The sequence below is a fragment of the Paenibacillus sp. FSL R5-0527 genome (assembly GCF_038008055.1).
In the GTDB taxonomy this organism is placed as follows: Bacteria; Bacillota; Bacilli; order Paenibacillales; family Paenibacillaceae; genus Fontibacillus; species Fontibacillus macerans.
The window spans coordinates 6,651,349-6,669,036 of sequence record NZ_JBBOYI010000001.1 but is presented as its reverse complement, the minus strand read 5'-3'; the positions used below and the strand labels follow the sequence as shown (position 1 = coordinate 6,669,036).

Annotated in this window: 20 protein-coding genes; 13 read left to right on the top strand and 7 right to left on the bottom strand. The window is 52.4% G+C overall.

Annotated features, from left to right (window positions below; all coding sequences use genetic code 11):
- Nucleotides 1–32: 32 nt before the first annotated feature.
- The 7 genes from NYE69_RS29995 to NYE69_RS29965 all read right to left on the bottom strand — a co-directional run bounded on the left by NYE69_RS29995 (nucleotide 33) and on the right by NYE69_RS29965 (nucleotide 5,402).
- Complete coding sequence (locus tag NYE69_RS29995; protein WP_340929662.1) at nucleotides 33–677, bottom strand: hypothetical protein; 645 nt, start codon at nucleotides 675–677, stop codon at nucleotides 33–35.
- Complete coding sequence (locus NYE69_RS29990) at nucleotides 616–1,764, bottom strand: hypothetical protein (RefSeq protein ID WP_340929660.1); 1,149 nt, start codon at nucleotides 1,762–1,764, stop codon at nucleotides 616–618. The genes NYE69_RS29995 and NYE69_RS29990 overlap by 62 nt, the downstream gene beginning before the upstream one ends.
- On the bottom strand, nucleotides 1,745–2,653 hold the full coding sequence (locus NYE69_RS29985; protein ID WP_340930579.1) for an ABC transporter ATP-binding protein: 909 nt from the start codon (nucleotides 2,651–2,653) through the stop codon (nucleotides 1,745–1,747). Before NYE69_RS29985 ends, NYE69_RS29990 begins: the two co-directional genes overlap by 20 nt.
- Before the next feature lie 69 nt (nucleotides 2,654–2,722).
- Nucleotides 2,723–3,928, bottom strand: coding sequence for a HAMP domain-containing sensor histidine kinase (locus tag NYE69_RS29980; RefSeq protein WP_340929658.1), 1,206 nt, complete (start codon nucleotides 3,926–3,928; stop codon nucleotides 2,723–2,725).
- A complete protein-coding gene (locus NYE69_RS29975) occupies nucleotides 3,916–4,590 on the bottom strand; it encodes a response regulator transcription factor (RefSeq protein ID WP_340929657.1) in 675 nt (224 codons plus the stop codon). Before NYE69_RS29975 ends, NYE69_RS29980 begins: the two co-directional genes overlap by 13 nt.
- 46 nt (nucleotides 4,591–4,636) lie before the next feature.
- The gene (locus NYE69_RS29970) at nucleotides 4,637–5,017 is read right to left on the bottom strand and encodes a hypothetical protein (RefSeq protein WP_340929655.1); all 381 of its coding nucleotides are present in this window, start codon (nucleotides 5,015–5,017) and stop codon (nucleotides 4,637–4,639) included.
- Nucleotides 5,018–5,087: 70 nt separating this feature from the next.
- Nucleotides 5,088–5,402, bottom strand: coding sequence for a hypothetical protein (locus tag NYE69_RS29965; RefSeq protein ID WP_340929653.1), 315 nt, complete (start codon nucleotides 5,400–5,402; stop codon nucleotides 5,088–5,090).
- A 1,159-nt stretch (nucleotides 5,403–6,561) separates the two neighbouring features.
- On the opposite strand from NYE69_RS29965, the gene NYE69_RS29960 reads away from it, so the two are divergent.
- The 13 genes from NYE69_RS29960 to NYE69_RS29900 all read left to right on the top strand — a co-directional run bounded on the left by NYE69_RS29960 (nucleotide 6,562) and on the right by NYE69_RS29900 (nucleotide 17,589).
- Entirely contained in the window at nucleotides 6,562–8,682 is a 2,121-nt protein-coding gene (locus tag NYE69_RS29960) for a BglG family transcription antiterminator (RefSeq protein WP_340930577.1), read from the top strand.
- Nucleotides 8,683–8,710: 28 nt separating this feature from the next.
- A complete protein-coding gene (locus NYE69_RS29955; RefSeq protein WP_340929651.1) occupies nucleotides 8,711–9,142 on the top strand; it encodes a PTS sugar transporter subunit IIA in 432 nt (143 codons plus the stop codon).
- Nucleotides 9,143–9,194: 52 nt separating this feature from the next.
- The gene (locus NYE69_RS29950; protein ID WP_340929649.1) at nucleotides 9,195–9,458 is read left to right on the top strand and encodes a PTS sugar transporter subunit IIB; all 264 of its coding nucleotides are present in this window, start codon (nucleotides 9,195–9,197) and stop codon (nucleotides 9,456–9,458) included.
- 83 nt (nucleotides 9,459–9,541) lie between these two features.
- Nucleotides 9,542–10,840 (top strand): PTS ascorbate transporter subunit IIC, encoded by a 1,299-nt coding sequence (locus NYE69_RS29945; RefSeq protein WP_316561478.1) that lies wholly within the window; start codon nucleotides 9,542–9,544, stop codon nucleotides 10,838–10,840.
- A gap of 31 nt (nucleotides 10,841–10,871) precedes the next feature.
- The gene (locus NYE69_RS29940) at nucleotides 10,872–11,864 is read left to right on the top strand and encodes a phosphotriesterase family protein (protein WP_340929645.1); all 993 of its coding nucleotides are present in this window, start codon (nucleotides 10,872–10,874) and stop codon (nucleotides 11,862–11,864) included.
- 14 nt (nucleotides 11,865–11,878) lie between these two features.
- Entirely contained in the window at nucleotides 11,879–12,625 is a 747-nt protein-coding gene (locus NYE69_RS29935) for a creatininase family protein (protein WP_340929643.1), read from the top strand.
- Between the two features lie 6 nt (nucleotides 12,626–12,631).
- Complete coding sequence (locus NYE69_RS29930) at nucleotides 12,632–13,366, top strand: SIS domain-containing protein (RefSeq protein WP_340929641.1); 735 nt, start codon at nucleotides 12,632–12,634, stop codon at nucleotides 13,364–13,366.
- A 335-nt stretch (nucleotides 13,367–13,701) separates the two neighbouring features.
- Nucleotides 13,702–14,598, top strand: coding sequence for a class I SAM-dependent methyltransferase (locus tag NYE69_RS29925; protein ID WP_124333171.1), 897 nt, complete (start codon nucleotides 13,702–13,704; stop codon nucleotides 14,596–14,598).
- Nucleotides 14,552–15,217, top strand: coding sequence for a class I SAM-dependent DNA methyltransferase (locus tag NYE69_RS29920; RefSeq protein WP_036699687.1), 666 nt, complete (start codon nucleotides 14,552–14,554; stop codon nucleotides 15,215–15,217). The genes NYE69_RS29925 and NYE69_RS29920 overlap by 47 nt, the downstream gene beginning before the upstream one ends.
- Before the next feature lies 1 nt (nucleotide 15,218).
- Nucleotides 15,219–15,458, top strand: a complete 240-nt coding sequence (locus NYE69_RS29915) for a hypothetical protein (RefSeq protein ID WP_340929637.1) — start codon at nucleotides 15,219–15,221, stop codon at nucleotides 15,456–15,458.
- On the top strand, nucleotides 15,451–15,759 hold the full coding sequence (locus tag NYE69_RS29910; RefSeq protein WP_028538447.1) for a hypothetical protein: 309 nt from the start codon (nucleotides 15,451–15,453) through the stop codon (nucleotides 15,757–15,759). The genes NYE69_RS29915 and NYE69_RS29910 overlap by 8 nt, the downstream gene beginning before the upstream one ends.
- A gap of 8 nt (nucleotides 15,760–15,767) precedes the next feature.
- A complete protein-coding gene (locus tag NYE69_RS29905) occupies nucleotides 15,768–16,319 on the top strand; it encodes a TIGR00725 family protein (protein WP_124333170.1) in 552 nt (183 codons plus the stop codon).
- 40 nt (nucleotides 16,320–16,359) lie between these two features.
- Nucleotides 16,360–17,589, top strand: coding sequence for a hypothetical protein (locus NYE69_RS29900; RefSeq protein WP_124333169.1), 1,230 nt, complete (start codon nucleotides 16,360–16,362; stop codon nucleotides 17,587–17,589).
- The last annotated feature ends 99 nt before the right edge of the window (nucleotides 17,590–17,688 follow it).

The window sequence follows — 17,688 nt, the reverse complement described above, 5'->3', positions numbered from 1 at the left end:
CAGGATTAAAGCATTTAACGAGAAATTTTCCGCTACCTAAGCCGCCTGATGGCTGCTCTAATGAAACAAGTCGCCGCAAGGAGGAGAGCGGCCGCTCCGAATAGCGCGTATTTTTGGCCGAAGCTGCCCTGGGACATGGAGAACAGATACAGTTTACCGGCATATTTGTCCCCCGCCGTGTTCAAAACGTAAAAAATAAGCGGAATCATATAGCCAATCACGGGAACATAGCTGATTCCATAAGCGAACAGACCAAGCGCCCCGAGAAACAGCGCGCCGCAGAACGTGCCGGCAACATAGCGGACCAAAGGAAACTCGCTGCCGCTTAAAGCCATGGCGCAAGCAAAGCCGGCGATGATCCCCAGCATGAGCAGGACGGCGGTCAACAGCCGGACGAGTAAAATGCCGGTTTGCGAGACGGGCTTCGTCTCCGTCAGATCCCGGATGTCCTTGTCCTGTTCCGGTGCAAAAATCGGGACAAGCAGTACGATGCCGATCAACGCGATGAATCGCTCCAGCCGGATCGCGGCCGCCGCCGCGTCCAGATACGAAATGCCGAACAGGGCAGGCGCGAGCGCCGGAACGAGCAGGGCGATGAGCAGATGGGGCAGCACGTTACGCTTCAGATTGGACCTTGCGATGTACGAATAGGTTTGCCGGACCGAAGTTTTTTCCATGCAGCTTCCCCTTTCTTTTGAGCTCGTAGATTCGGCTTGCTGCCGCGACCAGCGCAAGCGCCAACAGCGTATAACCGATCCGGTTGACCACCAAGACGCCGATATTCGCCAAGAAAACCTCCGTATTGCCGATCGTATTATGGCGAATCATTAGGTCGGCCCCGTATCCGCCTTCCATATGCGTTAGTCCGCTGTTAAGCGCGATTATCCACCACAGCGCTTGTACGGCGATCGCGACGGGCGAGTCCGTCAGCTCGGTCAGCAAAACGCCGACGGCGGCCGCCACCATCAAGGTCGGCAGCAACCAGCCGAGGCTGTATTTGATGAAGGCGAGCCGATCGATGGCGTATCCGGCGTAATCGCCCGCCGTCAGCACCGTGGCGTATCCGGCAAGGGCGAGCACAGGCAGGAACATCACCGCCACCATTGCCGCATAACGGACGAACACAATCGCCATGGAAGAAGTTCGTCTCGAATAGACGAGTTCCCGCATACGGGCCCGGCGGTCCTGCATGCCCAGCGCAACCGCCACGAAAACGGGGAAAAACGCCAGCACGATGCCGAGATAATCGGAGAACAGCCGCGCGAGCGCGCCGGTTATCCGGTCTTTTTCCATGATGACGTTGAACTCGGCCAGCGCATCTTCATATGTTTTGCTCGTTTGGCCGAACTGGATTAAGTCCAATACAGCGTATTTCGAGCCGCCGCCGATAAGCTTGTCCGCCTTTTTCATCAGCTCTTTAAACCGCTCGTAGGTCGGCTGGCCGTCCGTCAATTGCGAAACAATCGCCTTCATTTCCGCTTGTTTGGCGTCCCCGAGTTTCACGTTCTTATAAAAACGGAAAGGAGGAGGATACGCAATATACGCGTTCGCCGCGAATTCCCCGGTCAAGGAAGCGGCCGCGCCGTCCATGATCAGCCCCGGGTCGTCGACGTATTTCATGCCGTAGCTTTCGCGCCCCGGCTGGGGCGGCTCGATTTTGGCCAGCTCCGTGCCAAGCTGCGTATATCCAAACAAGAGCAGTACCGCGACATAGATCCAGAACGTCCAAGTTTTCAACGTCTTTTTACATTCCTTCCTGAACATAAGCCGTCCCTCCCTGATCCGTTTGGGCCCCGTGGTCGCGCATGAGCAGCATGTAGCCGTCCTCCAGGTCCGGCTCGCACGCCACCGCGTTCGCGGTCGGCTTCCGGTCGGCCAACAGCCGGACGCTGGTCTGTCCATCGAACATAGACATGCCCGTGACGACGAACGTTTCCCTTAGCCGCTCCAGTTCCGGCCGTGGTACTACCGCATTGTACACTTTGCCCGCCGCGCTGCCTGCGAGCGCCTTCACCGTTCCCCGGTACAGCAGCTGGCCGGCTTCCAGGACGGCGATCTCCTCGCAAGCCGCTTCGATGTCGCCGATGATATGCGTCGACAGCAGGATGATCCTCTCCCCGGCCAGCTCGCTCAGCAGATTGCGGAAGCGGATGCGCTCTTCCGGATCGAGCCCGGCCGTCGGCTCGTCGACGATCAGCACCTTCGGCTCGTGCAAAATCGCCTGGGCGATGCCCAGCCGTCTTTTCATGCCGCCGGACAGCGCCTTTACTTTCGTATGGCAGATGTTAATCAAATTCACCCGCTCCAGCAGCAGCGGGATTCTCTTTTTACGGGTTTCGCGGGTTAGCCCCGATAAAACGCCGAGATAATCCATTGCCTCGTACACGCTCATATTCCCGTACATGGAAAAATCCTGCGGCAAATAGCCGATAATGCGGCGGATTTCCTTGGCGTTTTCAAGCGGGATGCCGCATACCGTCACCTCTCCGCTCTTTTTGCGAAGGAGCGTAGCCAGTGTCTTCATCAGCGTTGTTTTGCCTGCGCCGTTGCGGCCGAGCAGACCGAACATGCCTTGTCCGATTGTCAGGCTTATATTTTGCAGCGCCTGTTTTTGGCCATAATCCTTGTTCAAATTGTGAATTTCGATGGTCATTTTCTCCACAAAAAAACTCTCCTTCCATTAGCTTCAAGGAGAGTATATAAAATGCGTATCAACTTTTTATCAACTTTCGTTAGCGGTGAGAAAACTGGCTGTCACCCTGCTTCCCCCTTGCGCTCCGTTGCACCAGACTAGCTGGCCTCCGTGTCTTTCGCACAGCGTTTTGCAAATATAAAGGCCAAGGCCGAAATGGACGCGACCGGGCTCCACCGCCCCTTCCCGGTAATACGGCCTGGCCGCTTCCCGCAGCGCCTCCGGCGTAAAGCCATCCCCGTCGTCGGCAACCTCAATGATGAGGTTGCCACTTTCCAGGCTTAGTACGATTTCCACCCTTTGGCGGGCAAAACGGAGGGCATTGGCCAGCAAATTTTCCACCACCCGGAGAACGACCTGGGCATCCGCGCAGACATACTCCACGCTTGTCCGGTTCACGACGCTGATCTCAACGGCGGACTGGGCCTTTAGCGCTTCAGCCGTGGAAGCGATCTGCCCGGTCAGATCGGAGACGCGGATCTTCTTCGCCCTAATCTCCACATCCTCCAATTTGTTCGTCTCGCTCATCGTTTGAACATAGTTTTCCAGCCGCTGCGTATGCCTTGAGATGGAGGATAACGTGGCAAGAAGCTTCTCCTGCCCGACTTTTCCTTCGGGAACGTATTGGCAGAGGAAATCCGCATAACCCCGCAGCACGGTAAGGGGCGTGCGCAAATCGTGGGCAAAGGCGGCGTTCAGGCGCTTGCGCTCCTCCATCATCCGCCACATGCTGCGATTGTTCTCCTCCAGCGCCTGACGCATCGTTTCCAGCGAAGCGCACAGCTTGCCCATTTCGTCTTTTGAGTCGTAACGCAGGGAGAAATCCAGATCGGACTCCGCTATTTTGCGCGCTGACCGGTTAATTAGCGCGATCGGCTTTTTCAGTTTGTTGCGGTAAAACAAAAACGCGGCCAAAAGAATGCCGCCCCCGAAATATACGGGGATGGTTGCGATTTGGGCAATGTGAACGACCACTAGTTTGGCCTGATCTTGCAGGGTATATTCTTCGACCAGATCGGGGACGCCGATGGACATCGGTACTTCTCTGCCGGCATCGTCTCTGAACACGGTGTATTCGGTTTTATCGTAGCGGCGGGTAATGTCACCCTCCGTTTTAGACAGGAGTCCCAATGTTACAGCAGTCAAGAACGTAGCCAGCAGCATAAAAAAAATCGTATAGATGACCAGCACTGTCCGGATCGAAAGGTTATTCCAGAAACGTTTTACCCGATCCATTTGTATCCGACCCCCCATACCGTTTCGATGCAGCCGGGACATTCGGCCGAAGCCAGCTTAGCGCGGATTCTGCGGATATGCTCGGCGACCACGGCGCTGTCTCCCTCGCTGTCGAAGCCCCACAGACGCTCATAGATCCGCTCCTTATCGAACACCTGACCGGCATGTTGGGATAAAAAAGCGACGATTTCAAATTCTTTTTTGGCCAACGGAACCGGTTTATTGCGGTAAAAAACGGCTCGTTCGCCATAGTCGATCACAAGATCGCCCGCGAACTTCGCCTTGGAACGGGAGTGGCTCCGCTCCTCCCGCCGCAGATGCGCGGCGACTCTGGCCCCAAGCTCCTCGATGGAGAACGGTTTGACGATGTAATCGTCTCCACCCGTGCGAAATCCGATGATCTTATCGGCATCTTCCGCCTTCGCCGTTAAAAACAGGATCGGACAAGCGGCGAACCGGCGGATTTTTGCGCATACCGCAAGCCCGTCCATTCCCGGCATGTTGATGTCCAGCAGCACCAGATCGGGGGATTTTTCCATTTGTTTTAACGCCTCGCCACCGTTGCCCGCGGTCAGTACGGAATAACCGCCCAATTCAAAATAATCCTTCAGCAGTTCGACGATATCCGCTTCATCGTCAACGATTAGCAGTGTATGGCTCATCTTGTCCACCTCGCACCATTAAGCATACCACCAATTCATCAACTTTTTATCCATTCACGGGAGCGGTCTTCTTTCTTTTCATCAATTTGTGGTAGGCAAACGTGCCTTGAATGCCTTGCCAATAGGCAACTAAGAAAATGAAGCTAAACACGAGCGTCCTGGTAGCTTCCTCTGGGCTTGCCAAAAATATAACCAATTTAGAGAATAGGAAAAAACAGCATAATGAAATGGCGCATACCCTGCTTTTTCTGTAGATACCAAAGGTTAGAGCAAGGCCAATCAAGATATCCGCATAAGTCCATATATCCATCGCGTCATAGCCCAGAAACATAAAGTTAAATGCAAGGGTCATTATACAGGAAATAAGGCCGGCTGCTACGCAACGTGTGATTTTAGCCTCGGCCTGTTTAAGATCATGGTTAAACAATTTTGTGCTCCCCTCTTATTTTAATTTCTAGGATAAAGCGATTCTCTCAAATTCGGCTTCGTTAAGTTCATCAGACCGATCGGCTTCGATAAAAATAACGGTTTGGTCCAAAAAGATGTAGCAGTATTGTTACCTCTAATTCCGAATAGTAATTTCGCTGCGAATTCATCTTGTCCAGGAATTTCTGCCGCTCTTCGGCCAGAACGGTCCTTTGAAGGTTCGTAACCCCTTCGCCCGCGGGAACGGGGAACACGCCCCCCTTGTTGTAAAGTTCCATGACGCCAACTTGTTTCGCCAGCTTCCAGCCCGTCGGCAAATCCAGCGAATAGTAGGTATCCGCCTCGGAAGAGTTGCTCGCCCATTGGAACGAGGTCAACATGTTCAATATTTCACTTTCAATGAGATTAAATTGTTCCTCCGGGGCGGCGGCCTGAATTTGTCCATCTTTTCAACATTTTGGTATCGGATTAGAGAGATACTTCTTCAATATCGGAAAGTAGAGTTCAGGTTTTGATAGGATTTGATTTTCTAGGAGGCTGCCACCCACAAACGAATCCCTGTGTACGTAAAGGGGGGAGGGCTGATTGGGTAGTGTACAGTTTTCCGTCGAAGAAAGCGATGAGATCAAGGGCCTTTTCCCAGCATAGTACCCAAATAGACACTAGCGTTGCATTAACTTCTTTTGCTCAAGATTTCCCGTAAAAGCTGCCCGAAAATCTAACGGTTGTAACAGCGGCTATTTTCCGAAAAAAGCCCTTTTCTAAATTCTAACGGTTGTAAGCGCCGTTATTTGCCTGAATCTAAGCAAAAATAGCCCGGTTTAAGTGAAATAAGCCCCATGGCAACCGTTAGAATTTGAAATCAACCATATTGGAACAAATAGCGCTTGTGGCAACCGTTAGAATAGTTGTGTGGTTAGAAAATGTATCTTGTCAGATTTGATGTAACACTAGTGCTGAATAGCAGCTTAAACTACCTCTATTTCCGGCGGAGGGGGGGATTTTGCACAACTCGCGGCCGATATTCTAGGCACAATAAGCTCAATATGCTACCCATTTGCCTAACTCCCGCTTTTCCTTAGTTCAACCTATGTGTTACTGGCCCGCTCACCGTATAATTTTGCAAATAGCCTGGGGACAATAATTGCGCTGTTTTATGCAAAACGCCTTGCGTATAATGATCTGCAAAGAGAGAGACTTTCTATAGCTAGAGTGAACTACATCTATAAGTTCGAGGTTCAAAAAGTCAGGTTTTCAGCACCGAGAAGGTTGGATGAAGCTAGGGACGAAAGGAGCGGAGCGTACGTTTTGGGTACGTGAGCAACGGAAGGTCCGGCTGAATTCAAGATTCGACGCCCGATCCACTGCATGACCCTGCTTCGTGATAAGAAAAATATTTATCGATGTACCTTCTCGGAAGCCAGACCGCCTAAAGGGTAATTTATTCTTGCGATATAAGGAAGCCGACACTGAGATGTTACTTCTTTCTTATATCTTCAAAAGATGACTTTTTGAACAACCTCATAGGAAAGCGGGTGGTGAAGCATACTTGACGAACGCAGTTCTTCGATCCTTGCCTTGCTTCAGAAGACCAAAGCGTATATGCCGGTTCAAGAATTGATGGATAAATTCCATGTCTCCAAGCGTACCGTTTACTACGATATGGATAAAATCAACGACTGGCTGCGCGAAAGCGGGCTGGCCCCCGTAGAATACGTTCGCGGAACGGGGTTTCTGCTACCCGACGCGTCGCGGTCGCAGCTTCCGGCCAAAGCGCAAACCGTGCAGCCGCAGCAATACTATTTGTCCCGCAGCGAACGCAAAGCCTTGCTTTGTTTGCAGCTGATTTACCGGAGCGGGCCGATGTTTCTGCACGATATGGAAGAATTGCTGAAGGTTAGTCGGGGCACCGCCCATGCCGAACTGAAACGGCTAAAAGCCGAACTTGCCGGATACGGGCTGACCCTCGAATTTGACCGCAAGCAGGGCTACTTGATCCAAGGCAATGAAAAAGACCTCAGAGCCGCTATGTCTCATTTTCTGTTTGAGCTGCTGCCGTATGGCGACTGGAATAACCTCTCCGCGACCATTGACGGATTGATCCACGCGGACCTGTTCAAAAGACATTTCCCGGCATTCCGGGAAGAGCAGATGGCTTCGGTATACGGCACGATCGTTTCCGGCGAACAATTGATCGGTATGGAGCTGACGGATGAGACGATCCTCCACCTGACGATCCGGCTCTGGCTTTCCGCCACCAGGCTCACGCAAGGCAACGCGGTCAAGATGGACAAAGAAGAAAAAGCGGCTCTGCAGGAAACGCTTCAATACAAAGCAGCCGCGCAAATTGCCGAAAAGCTTGGGGAGATTTTCCGCGTCGGCATTCCCGAAGATGAAATCTGCTACATTACCGTGTACCTGCTCGCCGCCAAGGTGAACCGGGTGGAGGTGGAGTCCGACACGCTGGAGGCCAAGCGGTTGCGCCAGGCGACAGAGGAGATGATCGGCCTTTTCGAAACAAACGGCTGCGTTTACTTCCAAGACCGGGAAGCGCTCAAGAAGCAATTGTTTCTGCATGTCAAATCGGTTTTTTATCGGACCAAATACGGACTGAACATCGAGAATCCGCTGACGGAGACGATGATGAAAGAGTACCGGGAAGTGTACGAGTTAACCCAAAAATCGATTCAGCCGTTGGAAAAGGTATTCGAAAAACCGATCAGCCGGCACGAGATAGCTTACTTGTCGATGCACTTCGGCGGGTGGCTGCGGCGGGAGCAGGCCGAGCCCGTTCCGCGGAAAAGGGCGGCGGTCGTTTGCGTCAGCGGGATTTCGGCATCACGGATGCTAAAAAATCAGCTGGAGCAGCTGTTCCCCTCGATCGACCTAACCGCCGTTCTTTCGCTCCGCGAATATGAGAAGTTCAAGGGCAAGGTTGATTTTCTGTTTTCCACCGTGCCGCTGCCCGGGAGCCCGGTTCCGGTGTTTATCTTGAACGCGATTATGAGCGATGCGGAGAAAGCGCATCTGCTGGGGCAAGTTGCCCCTTACCTTGAGCACAGAGCCGGGCAGCAGCCAGGGCTTTCCGCGCAAGCGATCGTCGAACTGGTTGGCAAACACGCAAAAATTACCGATAAGGAAGCATTGCTTGAGGATATACAACGTTATTTGACGGCGGCCAAAGGACCGCCGGCGCCGAAAGAATTCAAGCCAGCGCTGGGCGAGCTGTTGACTCCTGCGCGGATCACGATCCGGGAAGAAGTTTCCCACTGGCGGCTGGCGATCCGGGTGGCGGCCAAGCCCTTGCTGCAGGACGGCTCGATCACCGACAGGTACGTGCAGGCCATGATCGACAAGATGAATCAATACGGCCCTTATATCGTCGCCGCGCCCGGTGTGGCCATCGCCCACGCTAGGCCGGAGGACGGGGCCGCCAGAGCTTCCATGGCGTTGCTGACCATCCGCAAAGGGGTGGCGTTCAGCAGCCAGGCCAGGCATCTCGTGAAACTGCTGGTCGTCGTTGTCGGGATGGATGGGGAATCCCATCTGAAGGCACTTTCGCAGCTGGTAAACATGCTCGTTGACGAACAGAACAGGCAGGTATTGGGGAATACTGATAAAAAAGCGGAAATCACCCGGATGATTTTACAATATTCCGCGACTTGATGGATAACCTAAGGAGGAGTTTTTGAACATGCATTTTATGGAAAAGGGCCTCATATCGCTTGATATCGAGGCAGAGGACGCGGAGCAGGCGATCCGCGCGGCCGGGCAGCTGCTGGTTGACAGCGGCGCCGCGGAAGGCAGCTACGTTGAGGCGATGGTGTCGGCATACCGCAATAACGGCCCGTATATCGTCATTGCGCCGCATATCGCTTTACCGCATGCCAAGGCGGAAAACGGCGTCCGGGAAGCTTCGGTTTCCTTCGTCCGGCTGCGGCGCCCGGTTGTGTTCGGGCATCCCGAGAACGATCCGGTGGAGCTTGTGTTCGCGCTCGGCTCTTCTTCCAGCTCGGACCACATTGCCTTGCTGCGCAGACTGACCACCCTGCTCAATGATCCGGCTAACGTAGAAGCGCTTAAAGAAGCCAAAACCGCCGAGGAAATCGAGTCTATCATCCAATGATAACGACCGGAAGTCCGGCAGCGGAAGAAACTATATTACGGGAGGAATCAGCATGAAAATTTTATGTGTTTGCGGGTTAGGGCAAGGAACGAGTTTGATTTTGCGGATGAACGTGGAGTCGGTTTTAAAAGAGATGGGCGTCCAGGCGGATGTGGAGCATACCGACGTATCCACCGCTTCCGGCATGCCGGCCGATTACATTATCACCAGCAATGAGCTGGCGCAAAGCCTGCAGGGGCACGCGGCCAAAATCGTGATCGTCAACAATTACTTTGATTTGAAGGAAATTGAACAAAACTTGAAAGAAGCCATGTAAAAATGAGCCTATGCTTCCGAAGCGGGTTTTGTCCGAAGTTTGTAAGGAAGTAACGCTCACAAAACTTTTAGGGGGATGGCTCCATGAACGTTATTTTTTGGATAGCCAACAATATTTTCGGAACGCCGGCGATTCTTCTTGGATTCATCGTGCTGATCGGTCTGCTGCTGCAGAAAAAAACGACCAGCCAGGTAATCAGCGGCACGTTTAAAGCGGTGATCGGCTTTCTGATCATTTCGGCCGGCTCCGGCGTCATCGTCGGCGCGCTAAACGTGTTTGAACCGATGTGGAAGGAAGTTTTCGGTCTGCAATCGGTCAGTCTCGGGCAATTTCTCGGCCAGGAGGCGTTTAACGCCAAATTCGGCAGCTCCGTGACCATGGCGATGCTGCTCGGTTTTCTGATTAACGTGCTGCTGGCCCGGTTCACCAGATTCAAGTACATTTACCTGACCGGGCACATGATGTTCTGGACCGCCACCATTTTTGCCGGGATCGTCGTCCATACGGCGGGAGGAGCGGTTCCTCAATGGAAGCTCGTGCTTTTTCTGGCGGTTATCCTGGGGCTCTACTGGACGTTCCAACCGGCGCTGACGCAGCCGTTTATGCGCAAAATCACCGGCAACGACAATATCGCCCTCGGTCACACCTCGGCTTCGGTTGCATTGCTGGGCGCCTTGTTCGGCAAATGGTTCGGCAACAGAGAGAACGATTCGGAAAAAATCAAAGTGCCGAAAGGGCTTGAATTTCTGCGCGATTCCAACGTCATTACGGCGCTTAGCATGGGTGTCCTGTTCTTTATCGGCGCGATCATCATCTCCATAAAAGGGACGCCCGGGGCCCAGGAATTGATCGCCAAGGCGGGAGAACAAAACTTCATCATGTACTCGATCATTCAGTCGCTCACGTTTGCCGGCGGGATTGCGATCGTGCTGCTGGGGGTACGGATGTTCATCGGGGAACTGGTTCCGGCGTTTAACGGGATCGCGACCAAAATCGTACCCGGCGCCAAACCGGCGCTCGATTCTCCCGTCACCTATCCTTATGCGCCCAACGCGGTCATTCTCGGCTTTATCGGAGCTTTTGCCGGCGCGTTGATCTGGCTCGTTGTGCTTGGCAATACCGTGGCTTATATTTTCGTGCCGACGATGATCGTTCTGTTCTTCCACGGCGCCACCGCGGGCGTGTTCGGCAACTCGACCGGCGGGGTGCGCGGCGCGCTGATGGCCGGATTTATCACGGCGACCATCGTCGCCTGGGGCCAATTCATCATGGTCCGCTATCTGATCTCCTCGACCGTACCGGATACGGCGATGTGGGCGGCCGATTCCGACATGTTCATTCTTGGACCGATCATTCGGCTGTTGGCCGGGCTGCTGTTCTAAAGATTACACATAAATTGGGAGGAACATCACCATGACTTTCGTACGAACGCTTGACGCGGACATCGCCCCGGAACAGATGGGGTTCACCTATTCCCACGAGCATATCGTGTGCCGCCCGGCCCATTGGTCGGAGCGCGGCGAGGACGACTTATTGCTGGAAGATCCGGAAAAATCCAAACTCGATGTGCTCGATTTTAAAAAACACGGCGGCCAGACGATCGTCGACGCGACGGCGGTCGATTACGGCCGGGATGTGCCGGCGGTCCACCATATTATGAAGGAAACCGGGGTGCGCATCATCGGCACCGCCGGCTTCAACAAAAGCTTTCTCTGGGACGCGAAGGTCAAAGACGAACTGAAGCCGATCATCGGTAACTATGAGACCTACTATGAATGGATCGAAGCCAAGAGCATCAACGAGCTTACCGATTTTGTCGTCCGCGAGGTGGAGGAAGGGCTCGAGGGCACGCCGTTCAAAGCCGGCCAGGTCAAATTCGGCACGGGTTACAACCGGATTACACCGCTGGAGGAAAAAACGCTGCGCGCCGTCGCCCGCGCCCACCACGAGACCAAGGCGCCGATCCATTCGCATACCGAGGTCGGGACGATGGGGCTGGAGCAAATCGAGCTTTTGCGCAGCGAAAACATAAACTTAAGCTACCTTAGCCTGGGCCATATGGACCGCAATCCGGATCCGTACTACCATGAACAAATTGCCAAAACCGGCGCCTTCCTGTCCTTCGACGGCATCGCCAAAATCAAATACGCGCCCGAAAGCACGCGGATCAGCCTGATTCTCGAGCTCGTCAAAAAAGGTTATGAGGACCAGATTCTGGTCAGCGGGGACACGGCCCGCAAAACCTACTACAAGCATTACGACTACGGGCCGGGGCTGGAATATATTATCGCCAAGTGGGTGCCGCGGTTTATTGATGAAGCCGACCGGGCCGGCTTTGACGGGCAGCAGCTGATCCATAAGTTTTTCGTGGCGAATCCGGCAAGATGTTTTGCCTTTAAAAAGTAGGGGGGCGCGACAGGATGATTTTTCAAGACGAAAACGCCTTCGACATCGCGGAAAAAATCAAGCGCATGCCCTGCGCCATCCTGCCGATCGGGGCGGTAGAGGCGCATGGCCCCCATCTGCCTTTGGGCACGGACAATCTGCTGGCCGAGCGGCTCGCTCGCCGGCTGGCGGAGCGGACGGAGAGCTTCGTGCTCCCTACGCTTCCTTACGGCCAGGTATGGAGCCTGCAAAATTTTCCCGGCAGCATCAACGTCTCCAACGAAGCGCTGATCCGGATGCTGTATGACATCGGGGAAAGCCTGTACCGCCAGGGCCTGCGCATTTACGTGATGCTGAACGGGCATCTCGGCAACGCGGTGGCGCTGAAGGAGGCGGCCCGTCTGCTCTACAAAGATTACCCGGAGCTGAAAGTGTATTATTTCTTTTATCCTGGGTCAAAGCAGGCGATCGAGCGGGTGCGGGAAACCCCGTCTTCACATGCTTCCTATTTTCACGCCTGCGAGCTGGAAACTTCGTATATGCTTTATTTGGCCGGCGAGTATGTGAACATGGACAAGGCGCTGAACGACGTTCCGAACATCGGGATCGAGGCCGATTGCACCCCGACGCCATGGGAGGAATTCACCGCGACGGCCGTGCTCGGCAACGCGGCGATCGCCACCAAGGAAAAAGGCGAAGCGGTCATTGAAGCGACTTTGAACACGATGACGGCTATGATCGAGGGCGCCAAGCAGCGATTACAAAGCGGGAAGGAGCAGTGATTGCCGATGCTGCATACTTATTTTGACCATATCCGCCGCATTTTGCAGCAAGTCGAGGAGCGCGAAGCGGAGCAAATCAACCAGGCAGCCCGCAGGACCGCGGAAACGATTATGGACGGCGGCATCATCCATCTGTTTGGCTGCGGGCATTCGCATATTTTGACCGAGGAAGTGTTCTACCGGGCCGGCGGGCTGGTGCCGATTCACCCGATTTTCGTGGAAAAGCTGATGCTGCATGAGGGAGCGGTCCGTTCCTCCGAGCTGGAGCGTCAGAACGGGCTGGCCGAGGAGTTTATGCACGGGCAGGATATCCGGCCGGGCGAGGTGATGTTCGTGCTGTCGACCTCCGGCCGCAATCCGGTTCCGGTCGACGCGGCGCAAATCGCCAAGCAGAAGGGCGCGTTCACGATTGGCATCACCTCGCTGGAATATTCGCAAAGCCAGCCGTCCCGGCACGTGAGCGGCAAGCATTTGTTCAATTCCGTCGATCTCGTCATCGACAATTATTCGGCCAAAGGCGACGCGGTGCTGACCCACCCGGACTTGGCGACGCCGTTCACGCCGACGTCGACGGTGATCGGAGCGGCGATCCTCAACGGCATCTTCGCCGAGGCGATTCCATATATGATCGAGCGGGGCTACGAGCCGCCCGTTTATTTAAGCGGCAATATCGACGGCGCCGACGATCACAACCGGCGGCTGATCGAGCGCTACCGGGACAGAATCCCGCTGCTTTCCTAAGCGGGGATACACAGGACGCAAAATATCCTTTACCAAAGGGCTTGTTTCTACTTGATAGTTAAGTAGGCAAGCCTTTTCCTATCGGGCTGCTGCAGCAAGGTTCGTGTTTTTTTGGTAGTTGTTGATATATATTTACAATTATGCTATATATTATTTATGACACTCCCAAATTCTACTCTATTGACCTCCCAACCGTAATTTTCAAAACAAACTTCTACCTTACTTGCTAAATCTACTCCCGCAAACGGCATTAACGGCATCATGTTCTCGATTTAACGTCTTTCATCATCGGATTAAATGTGATATGTTTCACAAATTTAGATGAGGTGACGAAAATGAGTGTACAGAGCCTAAAGGTTGGAAACGTATTCAGTAAGGAATTGGCGAAAGAATGGGAAAAGAAAGGGAACCACATCAAGGAAGTGCAAGGCTGCGACAACCCGATGATGAAAGAACTGGAATTCGAATTAGGCAATGGAAAGGAGATTTTGGAGATTGGGTGCGGATCGGGCAAACTGCTCGAACATATCGCTGCGCATTATGACCGCTGCCGCATCGTCGGACTTGACATCAGCAAGGATATGATCGAGGCCGCCAAGGCAAAAATAGACCGGCTGGGTAATCATAACAATATCGTTCAATACGTTGTAGGGGATATAGAGGACGGTATTTTTAGACAAGCCAGTTTTGATGTCATTATCCTAAAGCAGGTACTGCATCATTTGCATGACCCCGTCTTTGTATTAAGAAAGATTAGGGAATACCTGAAACCCGAGGGAATCGTCATTTTAATGGTGCCTGGAGGACAATACCAAAGCGAAATATTTCCATTCCATGAGAATGGGAAAGATGTGCTGGGGCGGTTTTCGCTGGATGGTTTGGAAGAGGTCCTAAGCGAAGGAGGTCTTTTTCCCTATCGTATTTGGAAGGAACGTTTTATTTTTAAATTTGCGAATTTCTACGATTATATCACCTTCATGAAAGATATAGGCGGACTGCAAAAACTGTTTGATTACAACCAGGAAAAATATTCCGAGGCCTTCGCTCTGCTGAAACTGTACGAGAAAATGTTGGTTTTTACGCGTAATTTCGACGTTTCCGGGGAATATGTCGTGGCCGTATGCCAAAGGCGGGAAGTATGGGGGAAGTATAGCTCCTTAATCGAACGGAGGGAGGATGCTTATCATGATTCGGAAGTATTACATGAAACGGGTTTACAAAGCGTTCAATAGCTGGGCGCCGCAATATGAAAATGAAGTTGTGCCCAAATTGATTAAAAGAGGTTACTCTTACCCGGAGCTGGCGGAGTTAATCGTCAATACCCTTGAGTTGCGGGAAGGCCGGAGGGCCATAGAATTGGGGGTTGGTACCGGCGTGCTCGGAAAAGAGGTCAGGAATAGATCCAACGCCAGCTTGATCGGCGTGGACATTTCGCGTGAAATGTTAAACATCGCCGCCCAAAAGAACGTATATGATTATTTGATCAATTCTTCCGCCGAGGAAATTCATTTGGACGGGCAGTGCGTTGATGCGATCTTTTCCGCTTTTATGTTTCATAGCGTCTATAACCAGAAGCAAGCTTTATATGAAATTGGTAGATTGTTAAGCAAGAAGGGAAAAGCGGTGATTGTCGATTTGTTTCCGTCGGACCATTCCCCCGCGCTCCAAAAATTGTTCCGCGGATATTTTCATTCCATCAAATACGAGTATGGGGCGCCGGCGAACTATAAATCCATTGAGAGCGTACACAAAATGCTGAAGCGTTCAGGTTTCTCCATATTGGCTCATGGTCAGCTTGGAGAGGATAAAAATTATATTCACTATTATTTTTCTATTGAAAGAGGGGATTAGTATGGGAGTTAGTACAAAAAGCAAAAACCTGTTCGATTTGGTTGTATGCAAAAACGGCCATTCCGAAATGGAGTTCAGGGAAGCAGGGCCAGATGTTCAGGGCGGATTGCTGAAATGCAGTGTTTGCGGGAACGAGTATCTGGTATTGAATAACGTTATTTTGACGAGTGAAGAACTGATGAGCGAAGAGGATAAGCAGATCCTGCGGCAGTTGAGAAAGGAGGGAGCGGACTTTGAATGATCTATTGGAAGCTGTACGGGAACTTCATGAGCGGCATAATTTTAAAAACAATGGGGGAGAGGACGCTCTGTTTCGCATGAATTTGATTATGGAGGAAGTAGGCGAAATCTGTTCCTGCCTCACAAAACATAAAGGGAATTTAGCGGAGGAACATGCCGATTTGCTCATTTTGCTGCTTGGCAACTGCGTTGCCTTTAATATCGACATCGAAACTGAATTTTGGAAAAAGATGGACAAGCTTAAATCCTATTCGACGATTGCCGCGAATGGGCATACGAGAATTACTTCTAAAGGGGAGTAGAAGCTGGTATGGTCAAGAACATATGCGTGATCGGCAAATGGAAGGATGAAACCCCGGAAACCTTGAGGCTTGCGGAGCAAGTAGGAGAAATGATCGCCGCAAGGGGATCGCGCCTGGTCACCGGCGGAGGGCCGGGAGTGATGGAGGCGGCATGCAAGGGAGCTAAACGCCACAACGGATTAACGATCGGATTTCTGGCTACGCGGGATATTGAACAGGAAGCCAATCCCTATTTGGATATCATTATTCCCACGGGGATGGGGTACGATGTCAGAAGCTCGCTCGCCATCAGATCCAGCGACGCCGTGATTATGGTGGGAGGAGGAAACGGAACATTGGGGGAAGCCTCGGTGGCTTACTTGGAACAGGTACCCCTCATTGTGCTTTTGGGTACGGGAGGTTGGGCGGATAAGCTGCCTGGCTTTTTGTACGAAGGCAAATATTTTGACGAACGCAGGAATATGGAAGTTAAGTTTGCTTCTTCGCCTGCGGAAGCCGCCGAATTGGCGATGGCGGCGGAGCGTGTAAAGGCAAGCGAACCGGCCAAGTACGCCATTTGATTTCATCATTGCGATCATCGCGGATAAGGTTGTGATACCTGTGAAAAAAATGAAAATTTTAACGGGCGCCGGCGCTTGGGGATACGGGCCTTGCGCTACCTTGCGTTTGCTGCTTCGGGAAATCGGAGTTTTTGCCGAAGTGGATTTTGTCGGGGAGTCCGTTGCGCTTGATTTTGCTTTACGGCATAAGACGCAATTTCATCGGGTGTTCGATAGCTATCCTACCATACAAGAAAACTATGACCTGGTGATCAGCGTGATGGAGCCTGATATTTTGTTATGGGCTTATAAGCAGGATATTCCCTCCGTCAGCATAGACAATTTGTATTGGATGTGGGAGTGGGAAGAACCGTTGCTGCAATCTTCGGTTTCGGTGATCGACAAAGAGGAGAGCTTCGGCGAGATTCGCAATAAACTCCAACATTTCGGCGAGTATTTTGATTACAGCGTGATGTATACCCTTGCTCAAAAAGTGTTTCTTCAGCAGTTTGATCAGGGGCTTCCCGCTAGTCTGGAAGGTTTTGCGGACAAAATTCAGTTCGTGGATCCCATGGTGGATTTATCTTATCGGAAGGCTTTGCCGCATAGGAACACGATTTTAATTTCATTTTCCGGCATGATCAATCCCTATGTGACCGAATTGGATTTGATCGTTTATCTCTTTGTCGTTCGTTCCATTTTAAGAGAAGGGCTGGACCGATATGGAACTGGGCATGAGATCGTTTACGCCGTGCATGAGTCGCTGGCCGATACGGTAAAAAAAGTATTCCGGACGGAGAACGTCTACGCCTTGACTCATCCGGAGTTTTTGCAGCGGCTTGATGATTGTCTGCTGGTCATTGCACCCGCGGGGATGGCGACGATGTTTGAATGTCTGGCCTATGAAGTTCCGCTCTTGGTGCTCCCCGAACAGCATGACGGCAATTATACCAACTATATGACCTTATATCGCAACGGAGTATCCGACGCGGCCGATTGGGAGGCGTTCCCCGAGCTGATGTTATCCACCAGAGTTCCGGAGGCCCGGCAATTTAAGATCGAAGATTTTTACCGGCGATACATGGACGAGCTGACCGGAGCAGCTTCGCCCCTTCTGCGTGAGCTTTCAGCGCTTGCGGGCAAAACTTTAGGGGAGATCGCGACGGCTGACGCCAGCCGGGATTTCGCCCGGGCCCAAACCGCGAAATTGTCCCATGTCGTAGGTGAATTTAAAGGCGTGCAGCAGATTGCCGAAGCCATAAAAGGGCTTGTGCAAAAGTCAGGTTTTTAGCACCGAAGCGTATGCTTACGATGTGCGTTTTTTCAAAACGCTTTAGGTCGGATGAAGCTAGGGACTGAGTAGCGGAGCGTAGGTGAGTCTATGTGAGCA